The organism is Rhodanobacter terrae (assembly GCF_042657005.1).
GTDB classification, from domain to species: domain Bacteria; phylum Pseudomonadota; class Gammaproteobacteria; order Xanthomonadales; family Rhodanobacteraceae; genus Rhodanobacter; species Rhodanobacter terrae.
In genome coordinates, this window is sequence record NZ_JBHSNG010000030.1 from 1 (window position 1) to 18457 (window position 18457).

The 18457-nt window shown below is 64.0% G+C and carries 5 protein-coding genes; all 5 read right to left on the bottom strand.

Going from position 1 to position 18457, the window contains the following annotated elements; genetic code table 11:
• Window positions 1-12 precede the first annotated feature (12 nt).
• Complete coding sequence (locus ACFPPB_RS18115) at window positions 13-372, bottom strand: hypothetical protein (protein WP_377329681.1); 360 nt, start codon at window positions 370-372, stop codon at window positions 13-15.
• A 325-nt stretch (window positions 373-697) separates the two neighbouring features.
• A complete protein-coding gene (locus tag ACFPPB_RS18120) occupies window positions 698-1003 on the bottom strand; it encodes a hypothetical protein (RefSeq protein WP_377329683.1) in 306 nt (101 codons plus the stop codon).
• Window positions 1004-1011: 8 nt separating this feature from the next.
• Window positions 1012-3879 carry a hemagglutinin repeat-containing protein gene (locus ACFPPB_RS18125; RefSeq protein WP_377329685.1) on the bottom strand — a complete coding sequence of 956 codons (2868 nt, stop codon included), beginning with the start codon at window positions 3877-3879 and terminating at the stop codon, window positions 1012-1014.
• 4 nt (window positions 3880-3883) lie between these two features.
• Window positions 3884-4708 (bottom strand): Imm49 family immunity protein, encoded by an 825-nt coding sequence (locus ACFPPB_RS18130; protein WP_377329687.1) that lies wholly within the window; start codon window positions 4706-4708, stop codon window positions 3884-3886.
• Window positions 4709-4723: 15 nt separating this feature from the next.
• Complete coding sequence (locus ACFPPB_RS18135) at window positions 4724-18385, bottom strand: hemagglutinin repeat-containing protein (RefSeq protein WP_377329688.1); 13662 nt, start codon at window positions 18383-18385, stop codon at window positions 4724-4726.
• Window positions 18386-18457: the final 72 nt, after the last annotated feature.

Sequence of the window (18457 nt, forward strand, 5' to 3'; positions counted from 1 at the left end):
TCGCTCAGCTAGTCATCCAGCCCAGTAGACAGTACCGTTATCCACAGACGGCCACCTCGTGTGGCCGTCTTCATCCCGGGTCAGTTTTGAATCGGCACGGCGGGTCAGTTTTAAGTCGGCGTCAACAGCGGGACCACATTGCCGGATTTTTGCCAGGGTGGATTTGCCGCCTGGTTCACCATCGTCGCCGATAAAGTTGCCGCGCTCGAAGGATGGAAATGCATCGAACAGCGATTGCGCGAACGTGTTATCGAGGAAGTCCTCGATAACTATGTGCGGGAAGGGCGAAGCCGCAGTGAATTCATTGCGGTGCTGCTCAGCATGGGCCAGTACCGCGGGATTGATGATCTCGAGGCCTGAGGCGCTATCCATGAGGGGGCGTGTTCGGTGGTGAAAGCCAATTGTACCGGGTTTGACTCAAGCCGGTCCCGGTGCGGATCATCGGGCCTCACACTATGATGGGCCATTCCGTCATTGGGCCCAAGACCCCTGACCATCGCCATACCTCCTCAGCGCGCCAGCACGTAGGCCCCTCCCCTCTAGCCGTCAGGAAGCGGACTCAAACCAAACAGACTCAGGGACAGCCAGGGCGATTCAGTGCACTTCAGAATTGAATTCGCCGTGCACTTCGTAGTTGAATCCGCCATATGACCATGAGGACTTCGCACATCGACCGGCATGCAACTTCTCGGTAATGCTATCGCCATTCAAACGTGAACTTCCACTCCAAAGCCTTGAGAGCTTCATCTGATAGATCTGGATATTTGCGATGTGCGTGATCACGCGCAGCCTGTCCTGCCGAGACTAATGTGTGTGTCGACCAATCGATCGGCATCGAATTCACATCATGGAATATCACATCAAGCGCCTCCAACAGCGACTTTCCTTTAGAAGGACCGAAACGTTCAATTATTCTCGAATCATCGGATTTTGGGGCTCGACTACTCCCCCAGCCTACATAGATGATAAGTGCTTCGCTTAGCTCACTATTTATGGTTTTCATACACCGCATTATCTCTTGAAAATGACTGTTGAAACGCCCGTTGCCGGATCAGTCTGAATGATCTGGGTGACGTTTGGGTTGGCCTTTAGTGCTGGGAGTTCCACAGTCTCCCAAACATTGTTTGGTCTCAATGAGTTTCCAATCACCGCATTCACCGTTCCACTTGCATTATTAGCATATGCTTGGGAAGCGATTTCCCAGGCTTGGACCGATGCTAGGTTGCTGGGATCCCATACAGGCAGGTTGATGCCATTCGCTTCTGCCAACTGCTCAAGCGTCGTTCCTCCTTGGGAAGAAGCGAACTGGCCGGCCGTTCCGGCTCCACCAACACCATTGGTTCTACCTGACCAAAATACGGCCTGCCCCGAATTTGTCACGTAATTATCCGGATTCAAGACAGTGTAGCCTCCTGCCTCGGCGTCAGCCGTTGCATTGGCAATGACCGGTGAGGGTGTATTGGTTACGCCTCTTGTGAGGGCACCCGTGCTTGTTGTGACCACTCCATCACTCGACGGCAGGCTTAACCCGACCGCAGTGGTCATGCCAATCCCCATGTCCCGCCAATACGCCCCATTGGTGAACATGCCTACGAAATTGCCGGCCGCCTTCACCCCTTGGCCGTTGATCGCATCCGTGACAGCATTGCTGCCCTGCAGGGCATACTCGGGCGAGTTGTTTCCGATGAAATCAAAGAAATTGCTGCCGACACCGACGATGGCGAGGTAGTTCTTGTAGTCCGACGGCTGCATGATGATCGTCGGCTGGCCTTGGGCATTAGTGATCGTGTAGCTCACCACCTCCCCGGTCTGGCTGTTGATGTTGGCGATCACCCCATTGGAGTTGCTGCTATCGGCCGTCGACAGCACTATCGACCGGTCACCCTGCATCGCGAGGATCGTGCCGCAGCCGCTGCCCGAGGGAGCCTTCTGGCACGCGTCCAGTTCACCTAGGTAATTGGCGAAATGGTGCTGGTCGTTGTAGATCGTCCCGTCCAAGGCGGTGGCCGCACCGGTACCACCACCGACCAGGGTGCCAATACCCGCACTCAACAACCGCTGCTCGGTCGGATTCGTGGTGAGTTGCACATTGTTCGCCGCTTCACTCGCTCCGGCACCCAGTGCACCCTGCAAGGCGTTACCACCACCGAGTGCTGCGGTCGCTGCACCCACCACCGTGTGCAACGCGACGGCCTGCGCGCTACCTGGCGCCAAGTGCTGCGTCTGCTCCACATCGCCGGTTGCGGTCATGCCGACTTGCCCGGCCAGTTGCCCCGCCAGCTGATTGTTCGCCACGGTCTGCGCGTTGAAGATCGGGTTGAGGCCTGTCGCGTTGAGGTCGGGATGGCGGTTGAGCCCGCTCAGGTCCTGGGTTGGGTTGTCGCGCACGTCGATCGTGCCCTGCGCGATGCCGGCCTGCGTGACGCCGCTGGCGTTGCCGCTTTGCGGTACTGCCAGGCTGGGGGTGGCGCTGGCGCCACCGCCGCTGCTGTAGCCCCCGCTGATGCCGCCCTGCATCGCGCTGTAGCTGGCCTGGTTCTTCAGGTCGCTGTAGGTCAGCGTGCCGGTGCTGAGCAGGTTGAGGCCCGGCGCCGCCGTACTGGCGATCACGCCACCGGTCAGGCTCGTGTTGCCGTTGACGCCGATCGCGTAGCCACCACTGCCCGCCCCGATGCCGCTGACCTGATCGACGCTGGCGTAGTTCGACTTCGTATTGCCCGCGCTGATGCTGACGCTGCCGCCGGAGCCGTATACGAAGGTGCCGCCGGCCTGCCAGTTGCTGCTGTTATAGGCGTTGGTGGTCTGCTGGCTGGTGATGTCCAGGTTGCCGCCGATGGCCGCCAGTACCGTGTTGCCCTTGGCCTGGGCGCCCTCGATCGTGGTGTTGTTGCCGCTGACCAGGCTCAAGGTGTTGGCGGCGGTAACTGCGCTGTCGGCATAGGTGGTGCCGTTGCCATGGCCCTGCCCTTCGCCGGCACTGGCGGTCACGTAGAAGCCGGTCTGCGCGCCCATGCTGTAGCCGATCTCGCCGCTGCCGTTGTGGCTGCTGCTGGTGTCGGTGTGCTGCTCGGCCTGGCTGAGCAGGCTGATATTGTTCGTGGCCGACAGCGCCACGTTGTTGCCGTTGATCTGGCTGCCGATGACATGAAGGTCGCCGTTGGTGGCAGCGATCGTGACGTTGCCGGCGCTGCTGATCTGGCTACCGTAGGCGGTTTCGTCGTACGTATTGGCACGGCTGCTGGCACTGCTCGCGCCGATGCCGATACGCAGGCTGACGCCCTGCGTATTGCCGCTGGTGGCCGCCTGCGCGCCGGTCTGACCCTGCAGACCCATCGCGTTGCCGGCACCGGGCGAGAACAGCGTCTGCGCCGCCTGGGCGGCGTACAGCGCCTTCACCCGCGTATCGCTGGTCTGGCTGGCGCCTTGTTTCTCGGCGTAGAGATTCTGCGCCACCGTCGCCACACCGCCGCTCAGCCCTGCCTTGACCCCGGCACTGTGCATGCTCTGGCTCTGCGTCTGCGCGGTGCTGCCGATCGCCGCATCGATCGTCACGTTCTGACCCACGATCGTGGTGCCGGTCTGGCTGATCACGTCCGCATCGGTCAGGTGCACGTTTTTACCTGCGCTCAACGTGACTGCGCCGTTGGTGCTGCCCACCAGGGTGCCCACCGGGGTCACAGTGGTGACGCTGGCGGTGGTCTTGGTCTGACCCACCATCGCGCTCAGGCCCGAGCGCTGGTAACCATTGATCGTCGTGCTGCTGCCCTGGCTTTCGCTCTGCGTGTCGTTCGCCGTGCTCAACGTCAGGTTGTGGCCGGCCGCCAGCGCCACATCGGGGGTGCCTGCGATCTGCACGGCCTGCGTGCTAAAAAAACTCATGCCATCAAAGCTGAATCGGCGTATCGATGTCGAACGTCTGCATGAAGGGATAGGGATCGTGATAAGCGGCCAGCTGCGCTACGGGCAGCCAAGCCGCCGGTATCCAAGGCGTATCCACGGTCACCTGATAACCATGCCGCCACGCGATTTTGGCGTAGATCACTGCTTCACGAATAATGAACCAGCCGGTGTATCCCTCGTGTTCGGTACGCCATCGAATGGCTTGCGGCGTCACCATCTCCGTGAGAGCAGATTCCATGGCCGACACATCGCCGCGCGCCAAGGCAAGGTGGAAACGGTTATCCGGTGCGAATCGCTCCATGCGCTTAGGGACGTCGGCAAGGAAGCGCTCGCTGCGTTCACCGAGCTTGTCCCATTCGCCGCGCAGCGCCAATTTGGACTGATAAGTCTCAAATTCGAACGTCCCGCCCTTGACAGCGCGCTTCACGTCGATGGCATCGAACGCACCGAACCAGGCCACCAGCTGCGGGTGATCGGAAAGCAAGGGCCAGAGCATGGCGTTGCGCTCGCCGAGGGCTCCCCAGATGCCCCTGCTCGGATTCTTTTGGTAAAGAATGCGATCAAGCTTGCCGGCGACGTACGCCCATTGTTTGCAGGACACAAGATTTTGGTCGCCAAACCACGCTATTAACGAAGCACATTCTGCGTGTCGCCGACGATCCGTCTTGCAGGCCTCTGGGTCACCAGAGTTGCTGTCAATGTAGCGAAGGTCTATCTCGGTTTCACGAGTGAGTTTCTCAAGATGTGCTCCTACATGGGGCAGCCCTTGAGCAACACTTTGCGCATAGTCCGCCGTATTGAGTGACATTATCGACCTCCTATGTTAATGACGCACACTTGGGACGTTGACCGGTACGCCAATAAGCCGCCCGGTACTCTTATCGACGCCGATCACTGCCGTATTCAAGGTGCCTGCCTTCCGCGCGTTTACAACGGCTACGGCGGCAGGGGAATTGGGATCCAATTTGTTAAGCACATTGGCAGTCCAATTCGGCGACAGCTGCAAAGAGCTGTCCGCAGTCTGACCCAATGTGAACGTCCCATTGGTCATCTGCTTGGCATCGATCAGGATACTAACCGACCCATCCGCGTTCTGAAGCACGGCATCGAATCCCTTGTTGCCGCCATACTTCCCGCCCTCGAGTACGGTCATGCCCTGCTTCTGCGCCACCGAATTGACCAGCGACTCGGTGAGCTCTCCCGTTGGATCGCCGTTCTGCGCAATCCTTGCCGCAAGCGCCTGATCATTCGCATCCGTGATACCCAGCACGCATTGACTACCGCACACCTTCGCCTGATTGATGTAACCACCCGGCGTGGGTGTGGCCTGCGCGCCCTTAGCCATCTGCTCAAAGTCGCTGACCGCATTCAGGCTGTTGCTGTCGCCCGTGAGCGTGAGCGTTCCATCCGTATTGACAACTGCAGCGGCTTTCGAGCCTCCCGGCAACAGAGTCAGCCCCGCATAGGCCTCCCCGATGCCACCTACTGCGCCATACAACATCTCCGCAGCGCCTGGAGAAATGCCAAAGGCGTCCTGAATCGCTTGGCCTCCGAAGGTCGGCGTTGGTGAACCGTTCCAGACGGTGCGAGCACCCGCCTGCGCCTGGTCCGCACCCCATGCCCCCAGCAAGACACCACCGGCTGCAGCAGCACACCCACCGCCGACCGTTTCCACGCATGTCCCCACGCCAGCGGTAGCCACTCCATAGCCCGTGGCAGCCGATAGTCCGCCACCGACCGCCTGCAAGGCACCACCTGCACGCGTGAAGGGATGCCCGTAGCTGTTGTTGATATAGGTCAGAGTGTCCGACGTCTTGTCACCGTAGCTGTAATCGAACAGATTCTCGGTCACCGGCACGGACATGCCGCTGGGGATCACCACATCTCGAGTGATGCTTTGCTGTTGCAAGAGCGTCCGATCGTCGGCGTATTGAGGTTCACCGCCCAACGCCTCCAACCGACTGAAATAGGCGTACTCCGGGCTGTCCTTGGCATATTCGGCCGAGCAATGTACTAGAGCACACGCCGCCGCGCTGAGGTCAGCTTCTTTCTGCGGATCGCCGCCGGCCAAAGCCTTGATGCGCGCTTTCTCGGTCTCGTGCAGCTGCCGATTGAACTGCTCACCCTGCAGCGCGGTCGCTACACCTGCTCCACCGCCCACCACACCACCGATGGCCGCACTACCCAGCTGCATCAGCGTCTTGAACGGCGGATCGGTGGGAAGGATGCCGTGCTGGACGAGGTAGTCCTGCATCACGCCGCTGGCCCTCTCGCTGGCGGCTGCACCCAGCGCGCCCTGCAATCCATTGCCGCCGCCCAACGCAGCCGTAGCGGCGCCCACGAGACCGTGCAGCAGCACCTTGTTGGCGCCGCCGTCCTGCCAGGACTTCTGCTCTTCCTCGGTGGTCGCATGGTTGGCCTCGTAGCTGGCGATATCACCGGCTGCACGCATGCCCACCAGCCCCGCCACATTGCCCAACTCCTGCTGCTCGGCCACTTTCTGCTGGTCGAAGATCGGCTTGAGGCCGGCGGCGTCGATATCCGGCGCGCGGTCCAGCCCGCTGAGATCGGTCCCTGGGTTGTCGCGGGTGATGATCGTGCCCTGAGCGATGCCAGCCCGGGTCGTGCTGCTCTTGTCGCCGAACTGCGGTACGCCGATGCTCGGCGAGGCGCTGGTACCACCACTGCCGGAACTCACGCTGATGCCGGCGCTCATCGCGCTATAGCTGGCCTGGTTCTTCAGGTCGCTATAGCTCAGCGTACCGGTATCGAGCAGGTTCACAGACGGATCGGCAGTGCTGGCGATCACGGCGCCTTTGAGGTCGGTGTGGTCGCCCACGTGCACCTGGAAGCCGCCGTTGCCGGCACCGATGCCGCTGACCTGATTCACGCTCGTGTAGCTGCTGTCGACCATGCCGGCACTGGCGTGCACTTCGCTGCCCGAACCGTAGACGTAGGTGCCGCCGGCCTGCCACGAGTGGCTGGCGTAGTCGTTGGTGGCTTGCTGGCTTTCCAAGGTCAGGTCGTGGCCGATGGTGGCCAGTACGGTGTTGCCCTTGGCTTGGGCGCCACGAATGGTGGCATCGTTGCCGGCCAGCAGGCTCAGCGTGTCGCTGGCGGTGACGTTGCTGTTGACGTAAGTGGTGCCATTGCCATGAGCCACACTCTTGCCGCCGTCGGCGGTAGCGTAGAAGCCGGTCTGGCTGCCGATGCTGATGCCCAGTTCGCCGCGCGCATTGGCGCTGTGATCGCTCTGACTGTGCTGCTCGGCCTGGCTGAGCAGGTTGAGGTCGTGGCTGGCGGCCAGCGCGACGTTGGTGCCGCTGACCTGGCTGCCGATCACGTTGAGGTCGCCGTTCGTCGCGGCGATGGTGACGTCACCGTTGCTGCGGATGTGGCTGGCGTAACCGAGGTCGTCGTGGGTATCGCTGTGCGCCGAGGCGCTGCTGGCGCCGATGCCGATACGCAACGCCATGCCCGATGTATTGCCTTTCGCTGCCTGGCCCATCGCGCCGGCACCGGTCTGCCCGGGGGCCAGGCCCATGCTTTGACCGGCACCGGGTGAGAACAGGTCCTGCGCCGCCTGTGCCGCGTACAAGACCTTCAGTCGCTTGTCGCTGACCTGCCCGGCGCGTTGGCCGGCGGCCCACGTCTGCTCCGCCGCGGTGGCGGCGCCGCCGGTGAGGCCGGCCATGATGCCGCCGGTGTGCAGCGACTGGGTCTGGTGGCTGTCGGCGGTACCGACCGCGGCATCGATGGTGACGTTCTGGCCGACGATGGCGGTGCCGGTCTGGCTGATCACATCGCTGCCGGTGATATGCACGTCCTGGCCGGCGCTGAGCGTGACGGCGCCATCCGTACTGCCGATCAGGCTGCCGGTGGGCGTGGTGTCGGTTTCGCTGGCGGTCTGCTTGGCCTTGGCCACCCCAAACATGCCATGCAGGCCGCTGCGCTGCGCACCGTAGGTGTTGACCGCGAGGCTGTGGTCTTCCGTGTGCGTGTTGTCGGCGGTGCCGACGGTGAGGTCGTGGCCGGCGGCCAGCACCACGTCGTGGGTGCCGGCGATCTGCGCGGCCTGCGTGGTCAGATCGTGGCCGGCGGCCACGGTAACCTGATCACCGCTGAGCACACTGCCCACGGCGACGGTGTCGCTGCTGCTGTCCTGCTGCACGGTGTGGGTGCGGCTGAACAGATCGCCCTTGGACGTGCCCACCAGCACGCCTAGGCCGCCACCGCGCTTGGTGGTGCTGCGACCGTGCGCCTCGCTGTGAGTGTTCTGCGCCGCGCCGAGCAGTACGTCGTGGCCGGCGGCCAGATTGATCGCACCCGTCGCACTGACTTGTACCGCCTGGGCGGTGAGGTCGTGGCCAGCGCTGAGGCTCACGTTGTTGCCGTTGAGCGTGGTACCGATGGCGAGACCATCGTGGGTGGTGTCCTGCGTCGTGGTAGTTTTACTGCTGAGCAGGCCGCTGCTGTGGCTGTAGGTAGTCGCGGTGGTGTCGTGGTTTTCGGTGCCCGCGGTGAGGGTGAGGTCATGGCCCGCACCCAGCGCCACGTTGCCGTTGGCCGAGCTGATCGTGCCCGCGATGGCGCTGATATCGCGACCGGCGCTGACGGCGATGCCGTTCGCTCCGCTCAACGACGTGCCGCGCAACGTGTCGTCGCTCTGCGTCTGGGTGGCGAAGTGCCGGCCGCTCTCTTGGCCGCTGCCGGTGAAGCTGTTGTCGGTGACAGCGCCAAGGGTAATGTCCCGGCCCGCGCTGACACCTAGCTGGTTGCCCGCGTTCAGCTGCGCGCCCTGACTGGCGATATCCCGTCCGGCGGCTACCACCAGCGTGTCGCCCGCGCCGACCGTGCTCACGGTATGCGTCGTGTCCACCGTGGAATGCGCGGCATCGCTGATGCCACCGACGTGGCTGGTGGCATTCATGCTGAGGTCGCGGCCGGCCAGCAGCTGGGCATCGCCGCCGGCGGTGACGGCCGTGGCGGTGAGGCTGAGGTCGCGGCCTGCGGCCAGACTGAGATTGCCGCCCGCAGCTACCGGTGCGGTGTCCAGATTCAGATCACGCCCGGCGCTGATCGCCAGGTTGTCGCCGGCCGTGATGCTGCCCGGCTGGATCGAGGTCAGCGCCACCGTGCTGACTGGCGCGTTCAGGCCGGTCAGGTTCACCGCACCCAGGCTCTGCGCCACGCTGACGCCACTGAGCACGTCGTTGCCGGCCACCAGCGATACGTTGCCGCCGGCCTGGATCGTGCCGCCGTTGAGGATGTTCTGCGCGGCGTTGATGCTGAGGTTGTTGCCGGCGCTGATGCTGCCGCTGTTGAGCAGGTTGGCGGCGGTGAGCTGGGCATTCTGGCTGGCGCTGATGGTGCCGTTGTTGGTGATGTCGCCGCTGGCGGTGAGGATCACGTTGGTGCCGGCGATGGTGGCGCCATGGGCGGCCATGGATTTGGCATCGGCCGCGCTCAGGTACACCACCGGCTCCAGCACCTGCTGGCCATCGACCGTCACGCTGACCAGCCACACCATGTCCTGGGTCAGGCTGGCCATCTGCGCGGCGGTCAGCGCCACGCCCACGGTGAGGCCGAACTGCTTGTCCATCGTGACCGCGTTGTTCATCAGCGTGCGGTACTGAGCCAGCGCATCGGTGTCGCTGGTGAGATAACGCCGACCGGTCAGGTCGGTAATCTGATCCAGCACCTGCTGCTGTTCGTAAAAGCCGTCGCCCAGGCGCTTGAGCATGGCATCGGGCGCATAGCCCAACTGGCCGAGCAGATAGTCGCTGGAGATGAAGTTGTTGTACTGGGTGAAGCGGGGGTTGGTTTCCACCAGGTACGGGCTGCTCGGACTGGTGTTGACCGAATACAGGCCACTTTGTGGCAGGGCGATGGTGGCATTTGGGCCGACCAGGGTGGCGACCACTTGCGGCAGCGCCGGATTGCTGCCCGCTGGAGCGGTGGCTGAAGCGAGGCCGCCTGCCGCAGCCGTGGTGCCGCCGGTCGTCGTGGTGGTTTGGGGCGTGCCCGCTGAGGCGGTGCCATGACTGCTGGGTGCGCCAGCACCGGGAATCGCTGAACCAGCTTGCGTGCCGGCCGCTGCCGTAGCACCGTTACTCGCGCTGCTCGCCGCCGGAGCGGTACCCGTATCCACGCTGCCGCGACCTTGCGCCAGGCCCAGCGAACCGCCGCCGACGACACCGGGCGCACTACCCAGCGCGACGCCGGCCACGCTGCCGTTGCTGCCGCTCACGCTACCGACGGTCGTGTTGCCGCTACCACTGACCGCCTGGCTGCTGCCGTTCTGACCCAGACCGATCACCGCATGCACCGGCTGGCCGTCCGCACCGACCACCGTGTTGTTGATGGTGTGCGCGGTGATGCTGACGGTGTTGCCCGCGCTCATGGTGGCCGCGAGGCCGGCTCCCGGGGCGATGGTGATCCAGCCGTTGTTGCCGGACGGATCGAGCGCGATGGTGCTGGTGGAGGTGCCCGACCAGTAGACCATGGGCGGCTGATTGCTTTCGCGATTGGAGTACCAGCGTGAGCCTAAATAGTCGCCATCTACACCGCGCGTATCCGTACTCTGCACGGTCGCCGTCGGTGACCAGGCGATGTTCTGCACAGTTGCATTCGAGGTGCTGCCACCACCGTTGCTGCCGTTCTGGCCATTGATGATGAGGTTGTTCCCGGCGGCGATCGTCGAGGCGTTGTTCAACACCGAGCCGTTGAGCGTGATATCGCCACCGGCCAGCAACTGGCTTTGCGCGCTGGCACTGGCCAAGCGATTGACGGCCTGCACCTGCTCGACCAGGGTGTCGTGCCCGGAATCGCCGTAGTAACCCATCGGACCGCAGCGCACCTGATGACCGTTCGCGCCAGACGTCTGAGCATAAGCCGTGCACCAGGCCACCGCGATCGGATCGGTAGTCCAGTCGAATGTGCTGGTCGTGGTGCTGGTATTGCTGGCCTGCTCACTGGCGCTGAGCATGTAGGCGCTGGTATTGACGGCGCGCCGCTGGTTGGTGAACTGGCTGGTCGCCAGCGTCGCGTTGCCGCTGGCCTCGATGTCGCCGGACAGGTTGGTGATCGCCGCGTTGGGGTTGAGCGCGGCATCGGCGGCGATGGTCAGGTTGCCGGTGGTGAAGATGCTCGCATCGCGATTGAGCAAGGTGCCGCCGACATAGAGATGGATGCTGTCGGTCGCGGCAATCAGCGCGCTCTGGTAGGGGTTGTTCGTGGTGGCCGCGCCCAGGTCCGCGCCATTGATCAGCGTGGCGGCGGTAGTGGTGATCGCGCCGCCGATTATGTTGCCGGTGTTGGCCAGCGTGTTCGCGCCAAGCGCGATGGTGTCGCCTTCGATGCTGCCTTCGTTGCTCAATGTGCCGCTGGCGTTGAGCGTGGTGGTCGCGCTATTGACGACGGCGTTCGCGGCGTTGTCGATGTTGGCCGCATGGACAGTGAGGTTGCGCACCGCCTGCAAGGTCGCGCCAGCCGGATTGCTGAAGTTACCGCCGATCGCCAGCGTGAGATCACGGTTGGCAACCAACTCATTGCCGACGCCATTGGCGTAGCCGCCTGCCAGGGTCAGAGAAAGATCCTGCCCGGCCGCCGCGCGGCCGTTGCCCGCAAAACTACCCAGGTCCAGCGTGACGTTGCCGTTGGCCGCGAGCGCGCCGCCGGTGTTGTCCAGTGACGCCAGGGCGAGCGCCAGGTTGCCGCCTGCACCGAGATTACCCTGCGCGTTGGCGAGACTGACTGCCCGGTCGTTCCATCCGAGATTGCCAGCCGCGTACACCGTGCCGCCGGTATTGGTCATGCCGCCCAGGTTGAGGGCGAGATTCTGCCCGGCCACCACTTGACCCGCGTTGCTGTTGTCAAGGTTGGCGGCGGTCATCGTCATACCGCCCTGGCCACCCAGGGTGCCGCCTTGGTTGACGATGGCGCCGCTGGTATTCACCGTGGTCAGACCGCTGCCGGCGTTGGCGGCGCGGCCACCGGTATTGTCCAGACTCGCGGCGTTGAGCGTAAACGTGGCAGCGGCATTGCCGGCCCCCGCCTCCAGCTTGCCGGACCGATTGCTGAGCGCGCCGCTGCTGCTCACGCTCAGTGAACTCAGTGCCTGCAAGGCCCCGTTGTTGTTGGTGAGATTACCGACACTGTTCACGCTCAATGTATTGCCGGCATAAACCTGTCCCGCGTTGACCAGACTGGCCGTGCTGACCGTAACGGCGCCGTTACCGCCGAGGAAGCCGCCGCTACTGTTAGTCAGCGTTCCCGTCGTCGTCACCGACAGTGCATTGGTCCCGGTCGCCTTGATCGTGCCGCCGGTGTTATCCAGCGTGCCGGCTCCCAGCGTGAAAACGCCGCTTGCCTGCAGCGTGCCTGCGGTGTTGGTCAGCACTTGCGCCACATGAAGCGTGACGTTGCGCGCGCTCAGGGATCCTTGCGTATTGTCGACATTCGCGGCGCTCACCGTCGCATCGTCGACCACGCCGAGCGTGCCACCCGCGTTGCTCAGCGTGCCGCCGGATTGCAGTGTCAGCGCGCCATTGCCGCGGATCGTGCCACGGGTATTGGTGAGATGGCCGCTACTGCTCAGGCTCAACAGGCCGCTGCCGGCGTGCTGGATCGCGCCAGCGGTGTTGTCGAACGAAGCGGCGCTGATCGTCAGGTTGCCGGCATTGCTGGCCAATGTACCGTAGGCGTTGTCGAACGCACCGACCAACGCCAGATTGAGATCGCCGCTGCCGCTCTGGCTGAGCATGCCGTAGCGGTTGTCGACGGCGGCGACTTGCAGTACGAGCGTGCTGGCGGTGATCTTTCCACCTTGCGCCGTGCTGCCACCACCATTGAGCAGGCTGCCGGGTACGCGGATCGCAAGCAACCCGTTGGTGGCCAGATCACCGCCCTGATTGAACACATCGCCTTGCGTCGCGGTCAGCGTGGTGTTGCTGCCGGCGCGGGTCTGACTGCCGGAAAGATCGATCGCGCTACCCGTGAAGGCCAGGTCGGCACCCGCCAACGCACGTCCGTGAGAGGCGAGATTGCCGGTCGTAACGATGGTCAGCGTGCCGCTCGTGCCAAGATCGCCGCTGCCCTGCAAGCCCGCAGCCAGAATGCCCGAACTGGCGACGCTGGCGGCATTGAGTGCGTTATTGCCGGCGGCCGCGAGCACGCCCGCATTGGTCAGCGTGCCACCCACATTCCATAGCGTGCCGCCGACGGCGTAGGCACTGCCGTCATTACTGGCATTGCCCTGTGTGGCGACGCCGAGTGACGCACCGCTGCGCAAGCTACCCGCGTTGCTGAGACTGCTGGTGCTGAGGTTGACCCCTTGTCCGCCATACAGCGTGCCGGCATTGCTCAGGCCGCCACCCAACTGCAGCGTGGTTTGCCCGGTGCTGTAGAGCGTGCCGCCGGCCTGATTGGTGATCGCGCCAGCACCGTCGACGACGAGGTTGCCGCCCGCCTGGACCACGCCGGCATTGCCGAGCAGGCCTGCGGTATCCAGACTGATGTCACCGGCGGTCAGCATCAAGCCGGTGGCCTGATTGGTCAGGGTGGTGTTGCCGCTGACAGCCAGTGTAGTCCCGGCTTGCAGGCGACCGCTGTTATCCAGTGCGGTGGCCTGGATGGTGGTGCCGCTGCCGCTCTGTGTCTGACCGCTGTTGGTGACACTGGCGCTGGTCAGAGTCAGCGCCTGACCGGTCACCATCTGGCCGCTGTTGTCCAGACTGCGGGTGCCGCTGAGCTGGGTGTTGCCGGTGGCGCTGAGCACCCCTTGGTTGAAGAGCGTGGCTGCGCTGATGCCCAGATCGCCCGCGTCCGCCTGCATCGTGCCGCTGTTTCCCGCGGCCGCCTGGGCACTCAGGCTCACCGCCTGTTTCGCTTCCAGCATGCCGGCATTGTTGAAACCGCCGGCGTTGAAGGTGATGTTCTGGCCACTGTAGATGTCGCCACTGGCGCTGGAGCTGAAGTTGCCCCCGGTCTGTGCACTCAGGCTGCCATCGACTGCATACAGCTTGCCGCTGTTGACGAAGGCGCCGCCGTTGATCAGCGTGAGATTCTGCTGCGCCTGAATCGCATGAGTGCTGGTGACATCCCCCGCACTGCTCAAGGTCAGATTGCCGCCGCTACGCAAGATGCCGTCATTGGTCACGCTGCCCGCCGATAGACCGACGCCCTGCGTCGCGTAAACCATGCCTGCATTGGTGAGCGCCTGCGACAACGACAGGTTCAGCGCGTGACCGGCGTAGACCATGGCGGCTTGCGCATTGGTCAGTGTGGTGGCGTGTATCAGAGTGAGATCGCTGCCCGCCTGCAGTACGCCGGCATTGCTCACGGTGCCGGTGTTGTCGAGCGTGAGCGCGCCATCGGCAAGCAGTTGTGCGCCGCTGGTGTTATCGAGGTCGCCGCCGCTAAGGGTGGCATTACCCTTCGCATGCAGGTTGCCTGCATTGCTGAGGGCACCCGCGGTCAGCGCCAAGCCGGCGCCACTCTGCACCTGACCGGTGCTGGTGTTGCTGAAGCTGGCGGCTGACCAGCCGATCGCCTGCCCACTGACCAGGGTGCCGCTGTTAATGGCCGCATGCACGATGCTGCCATTCAGATCGTTTTGCGCACTCAACGTGCCGGCGTTGTCGAGAGAGTCAGCCGCCAGCGTGACATCGGCCTGATCGGACTGGATCTTGCCGCTGTTGCCTAGCGCACCACTCACCGTGATCGTGGCCGTCTGCCTGGCTTCCACGTCACCCTGGTTGGACAGCGAGGCCGCGTTCAACGTGATGCCGTCGGTGCCGTAGATGTCGCCACTGGCCGTGTTGTTGAATGCGCCGTCAACCTGAGCCGTCCAGTCACCGCCCAGGGCGTACAACTTGCCGCTGTTGGCCAGAGCGCCACCACTCACCAAGCTCAACGCCTGCCCGGCCTGCACCGTACCCGCCGTCGTCACACCATAGCCACTCAGACTGACGTTGCCGTTCGCCATTGCGTGGCCCGTGCTGCTGAGCGTGTTCACCGCGCTGAGCGTCAGATGGCCGAATGCGCTGACGGTGCCGCTGCTGTTGAGCGTACCGACACTGCTCACCGTGACATCACTGGTGTCCGACTGCAGGGTGCCGGTGCTGGTGACATTGCCGACACTGGTCAGGCGCAGCGCCTGTTTGGCTTCCAACCCACCGGTATTGATCACGGACGCCGAATTCAACGTCAATGCGCCAGCACTATAGATATCACTACCGTCTGCGTTGTCGAACGCACCGCTGAGCTTGGCTGTCCAGTCGCCGCCCAGCGCATACAACTTGCCGCTGTTATTCAAGCTGCCGCCGTTGAGGGTCAGCGCCGTCCCGGCCTGCACCGTCCCGCTCGTGGTCAGCGATGGCGCCGTCAACGCCACCAGGCCATGGGCGATCAAGCTGCCTGTGCTGCTGATCGATGTCGCACCGCTCAGGTTAGCGTTGCCACCGGCACTGAGCGTACCGCTGTTGGTCAGTGCGCTGCCGCTGAGCGTCAGGTCGCTGGCATCGGCCTGGATCGTACCGCTGTTGCCGAGTGCGCCGCCCACGGTGATGACCGTCGCCTGCTTGGCTTCCACACCACCCTGGTTGGACAGCGAAGCGGCGCTCAGCGTGACGTTGTCGACGCCGTAAATGTCGCCGCCGGCACTGTTGCTGGAATCACCGCCAACCTGTGCCGTCCAGCTACCGCCCAGTGCATACAGCTTGCCGCTGTTAGCCAACGTGCTGCCGCTACTCAAGCTCAACGCCTGTCCGGCCTGCACCGTATCTGCCGTGGTCAGACTGCCGCCGCTTAGGCTGACGTTGCCATTCGCCACCACGTGCCCGGAGCTGCTGAGTGCACCCAGCGCACTCAGCGTCAGATTGCCCACCGCGCTGGCAGTACCGCTATGGTTCAGTACGCCACCGCTGCTTACCGTCAGGTCGCTGGTGTCGGACTGAAGACTACCGGTGTTGGTGGCATTGCCAGCACTCGTCAGGCTCAGCGCTTGTTTGGCTTCCAACCCGCCGCTGTTGATCATCGAGGCCACATTCAGCGCCAACGCACCGGCGCTGTAGACATCGCCGCCCGCTGCATTGTCGAATGCCTCCGTGAGGGTGGCCGTCCATGGGCCGCCCAGCGCATACAACTTGCCATCGTTGCTCAGGCTGCCACCGTTGAGGTTCAGCGTCGTCCCGGCCTGTGCGATCCCGGCCGTGGTCAGGCTCGGTGCCGTGAGTACCATCTGGCCGCCGGCGATCAAGCTGCCACTGCTGGTGATCGATGTACTGCCGGTCAGGTTGGCGTCACCGCCTGCGCTCAGTGTGCCGCTGTTGCTCAGCGACGCGCCGGTGAGCGTGACACTGGATTGGTCCGACTGCAGGGTGCCGGTATTGCTGATCGCCGTGGCTGCACCCATCTCCACCGACTGCTTCGCTTCGACGCCACCGGCATTGCTAAAGGCGGTCGCCGCCGCGCCCAGTCCGCCAGCGCTGTAGATATCACCGGCACTGGTATTGACCAGCACGCCGCCGAGCTGCGCATGCCAGTTGCCGCCCAGCGCATACAGCTTGCCACTGTTGGTCAGGCCACCGCTGCTTGTCAGAGCGAGCGCCTGCCCCGCCTGCACGGTGCCGGCCGTGGCCAGGCTACTGCCGCTCAAACTGAGGTTGCCGTTCGCGATGGTCTGGCCGGTCGCTGTCAGCGCATTCACCGCATGCAAGCTGAGGTTGCCACCGGCACTGACCGTTCCGCTGCTGGTCAGCGCACCGCCGCTGCTCACGGTCAGATCGCTGGTGTCTGACTGCAGCGCGCCGGTGCTGGTGACATCGCTGGCACCGGTCAGGCCCAGCGCGTGTTTCGCTTCCAGACCACCGGCGTTACTCACCGAGGCGACATTCAACGTCAATGCGCCAACACTGTAGATATCGCCGCCAGCGGCGTTGGTGAACGCGCCACCGAGCTGGATGGTTTCATCGCCGCCGAGCGCATACAGCTTGCCGCTATTGGTCAGGCTGGTGCCGGTGAGGCTCAAGGTCGTACCGGCCTGCACGGTGCCGGCCGTGGTCAGCGCCGGGCCCGACAGCGTGATGGCGCTGCCGGCCAGCAGTTGCCCGGTACTGGAAACCGCCGCCGCGCCGTTGAGCGTCGCGTTGCCGCTGGCGCTGAGCACACCGGTACTGTTGATGGTGTTCGCTTGCAGCGCAAGATTGCCGCTATCGGCAAGCACGCTGCCACTGTTGCCCACGTTGCCGCTGACCTGGATGCCGATGCTTTGTGCGCTTTCGATCGCCCCGGCATTGCTGAGCGAGGCGCCGGTGAGCGTAATCGGCCCATTGACCAGCACGCTGCCGCCGGGCGCATTGCTGATCGCGCCACCCGCCTGTACGGCCAAGGCTCCGCCCTGGGCCTGGATTTTTCCATTGTTGCTGACCTGGCCGGCAGCGTTCAGCGTCATCGCACCACCGCTATAGAGCGTGCCACCGGACGTCAGATCACCGCCGCTGGTGACGTTCACCGCGCCGCCGGCCGCCAGCGTGCCCGTATTGTTTACCGCCTGCAGCGCACCGACCGTGACCGTGCCGATGGCCGTGGTCTTGCCGCCCAGCACCACCTGACCCGCGCTGGTCAGGATGAGATCGCCGTTCTGTGCGGCGAGCTGACCTTGACTGTTCACACCCAGTCCGGCTTCGGTACCGACCAGCCGAATCACGCCGGCATACATTCCACCCAGCGCCGACACGTCGATCGCCAGCGTCGGCGCGGCGCCTGTCCCGGTCAGGTTGTGCGTGGTCAGCGTGCTGTAGTCGACCTGGTTGGCACCGGTCACGACGTTGAGCTGGTTCGCCCAGATGCCTGCATTCACGGCCACCGCACGGGCGATCAGGTCGACCCGGTCGACGTTGCTGCCATCGAGACCGGCACCGCTCACCGTGATGCTGCCGCCGGTGACGTTGAATCCGCTGAGCGCGCCATTCGCGGCAAGAATCGACGTACCCGTGGTAAGCACGCCACGCGGCGTGTTGATGAAACCGCAGCCGGTGCAGCTGATGCCGTTCGGATTGGCAACGATCACCTGCGCCCTCGGGCCGGCCACTTCCATCATGCCGTTGAGCTGGCTGGGCAGCGTCGAGGTGACTTCGTTGAGAATCAGCGATGCCGACTGTCCCTGCGATAGCAGCGGGTTGCCCGTGACATAGCCGGCCAGCCGGCTCGTGGAGATCGCACCGCTGTTATTGAGGATCAGCCCGTTGCTGCCGACATCGAACTGCTGGTAGGTGTTGTGCGACAGACCCGCGCGGTTGGGTGCCGCGATGTTCACTACCGGTACGCCGTTGGCGGCGGTATTGAGCGTGGTCTGGGTGTGCCCGTCCGGGTGCACTTGCGCCTGTGCGGTCGGCAGCCCCAAGGCCAGGGTCAAAGCCATCCACAGCGCTTGCCGCTGCAACGCATGCGGCCACGAGGCCCGTGTGACGGGGGACTTCGACATCGTTGCGTTGCGGTTCGTGCGCGGGTGCTTCATGACATCGATCCTCGATAGTCCTTGTCTGACGGTCGTGCC

Coding starts and splice junctions, on each gene's coding strand:
- ACFPPB_RS18135 (WP_377329688.1), bottom strand. CDS start 18,385: ATGTCGAAGTCCCCCGTCACACGGGCCTCGTGGCCGCATGCGTTGCAG.
- ACFPPB_RS18125 (WP_377329685.1), bottom strand. CDS start 3,879: ATGAGTTTTTTTAGCACGCAGGCCGTGCAGATCGCAGGCACCCCCGAT.
- ACFPPB_RS18130 (WP_377329687.1), bottom strand. CDS start 4,708: ATGTCACTCAATACGGCGGACTATGCGCAAAGTGTTGCTCAAGGGCTG.
- ACFPPB_RS18115 (WP_377329681.1), bottom strand. CDS start 372: ATGGATAGCGCCTCAGGCCTCGAGATCATCAATCCCGCGGTACTGGCC.
- ACFPPB_RS18120 (WP_377329683.1), bottom strand. CDS start 1,003: ATGAAAACCATAAATAGTGAGCTAAGCGAAGCACTTATCATCTATGTA.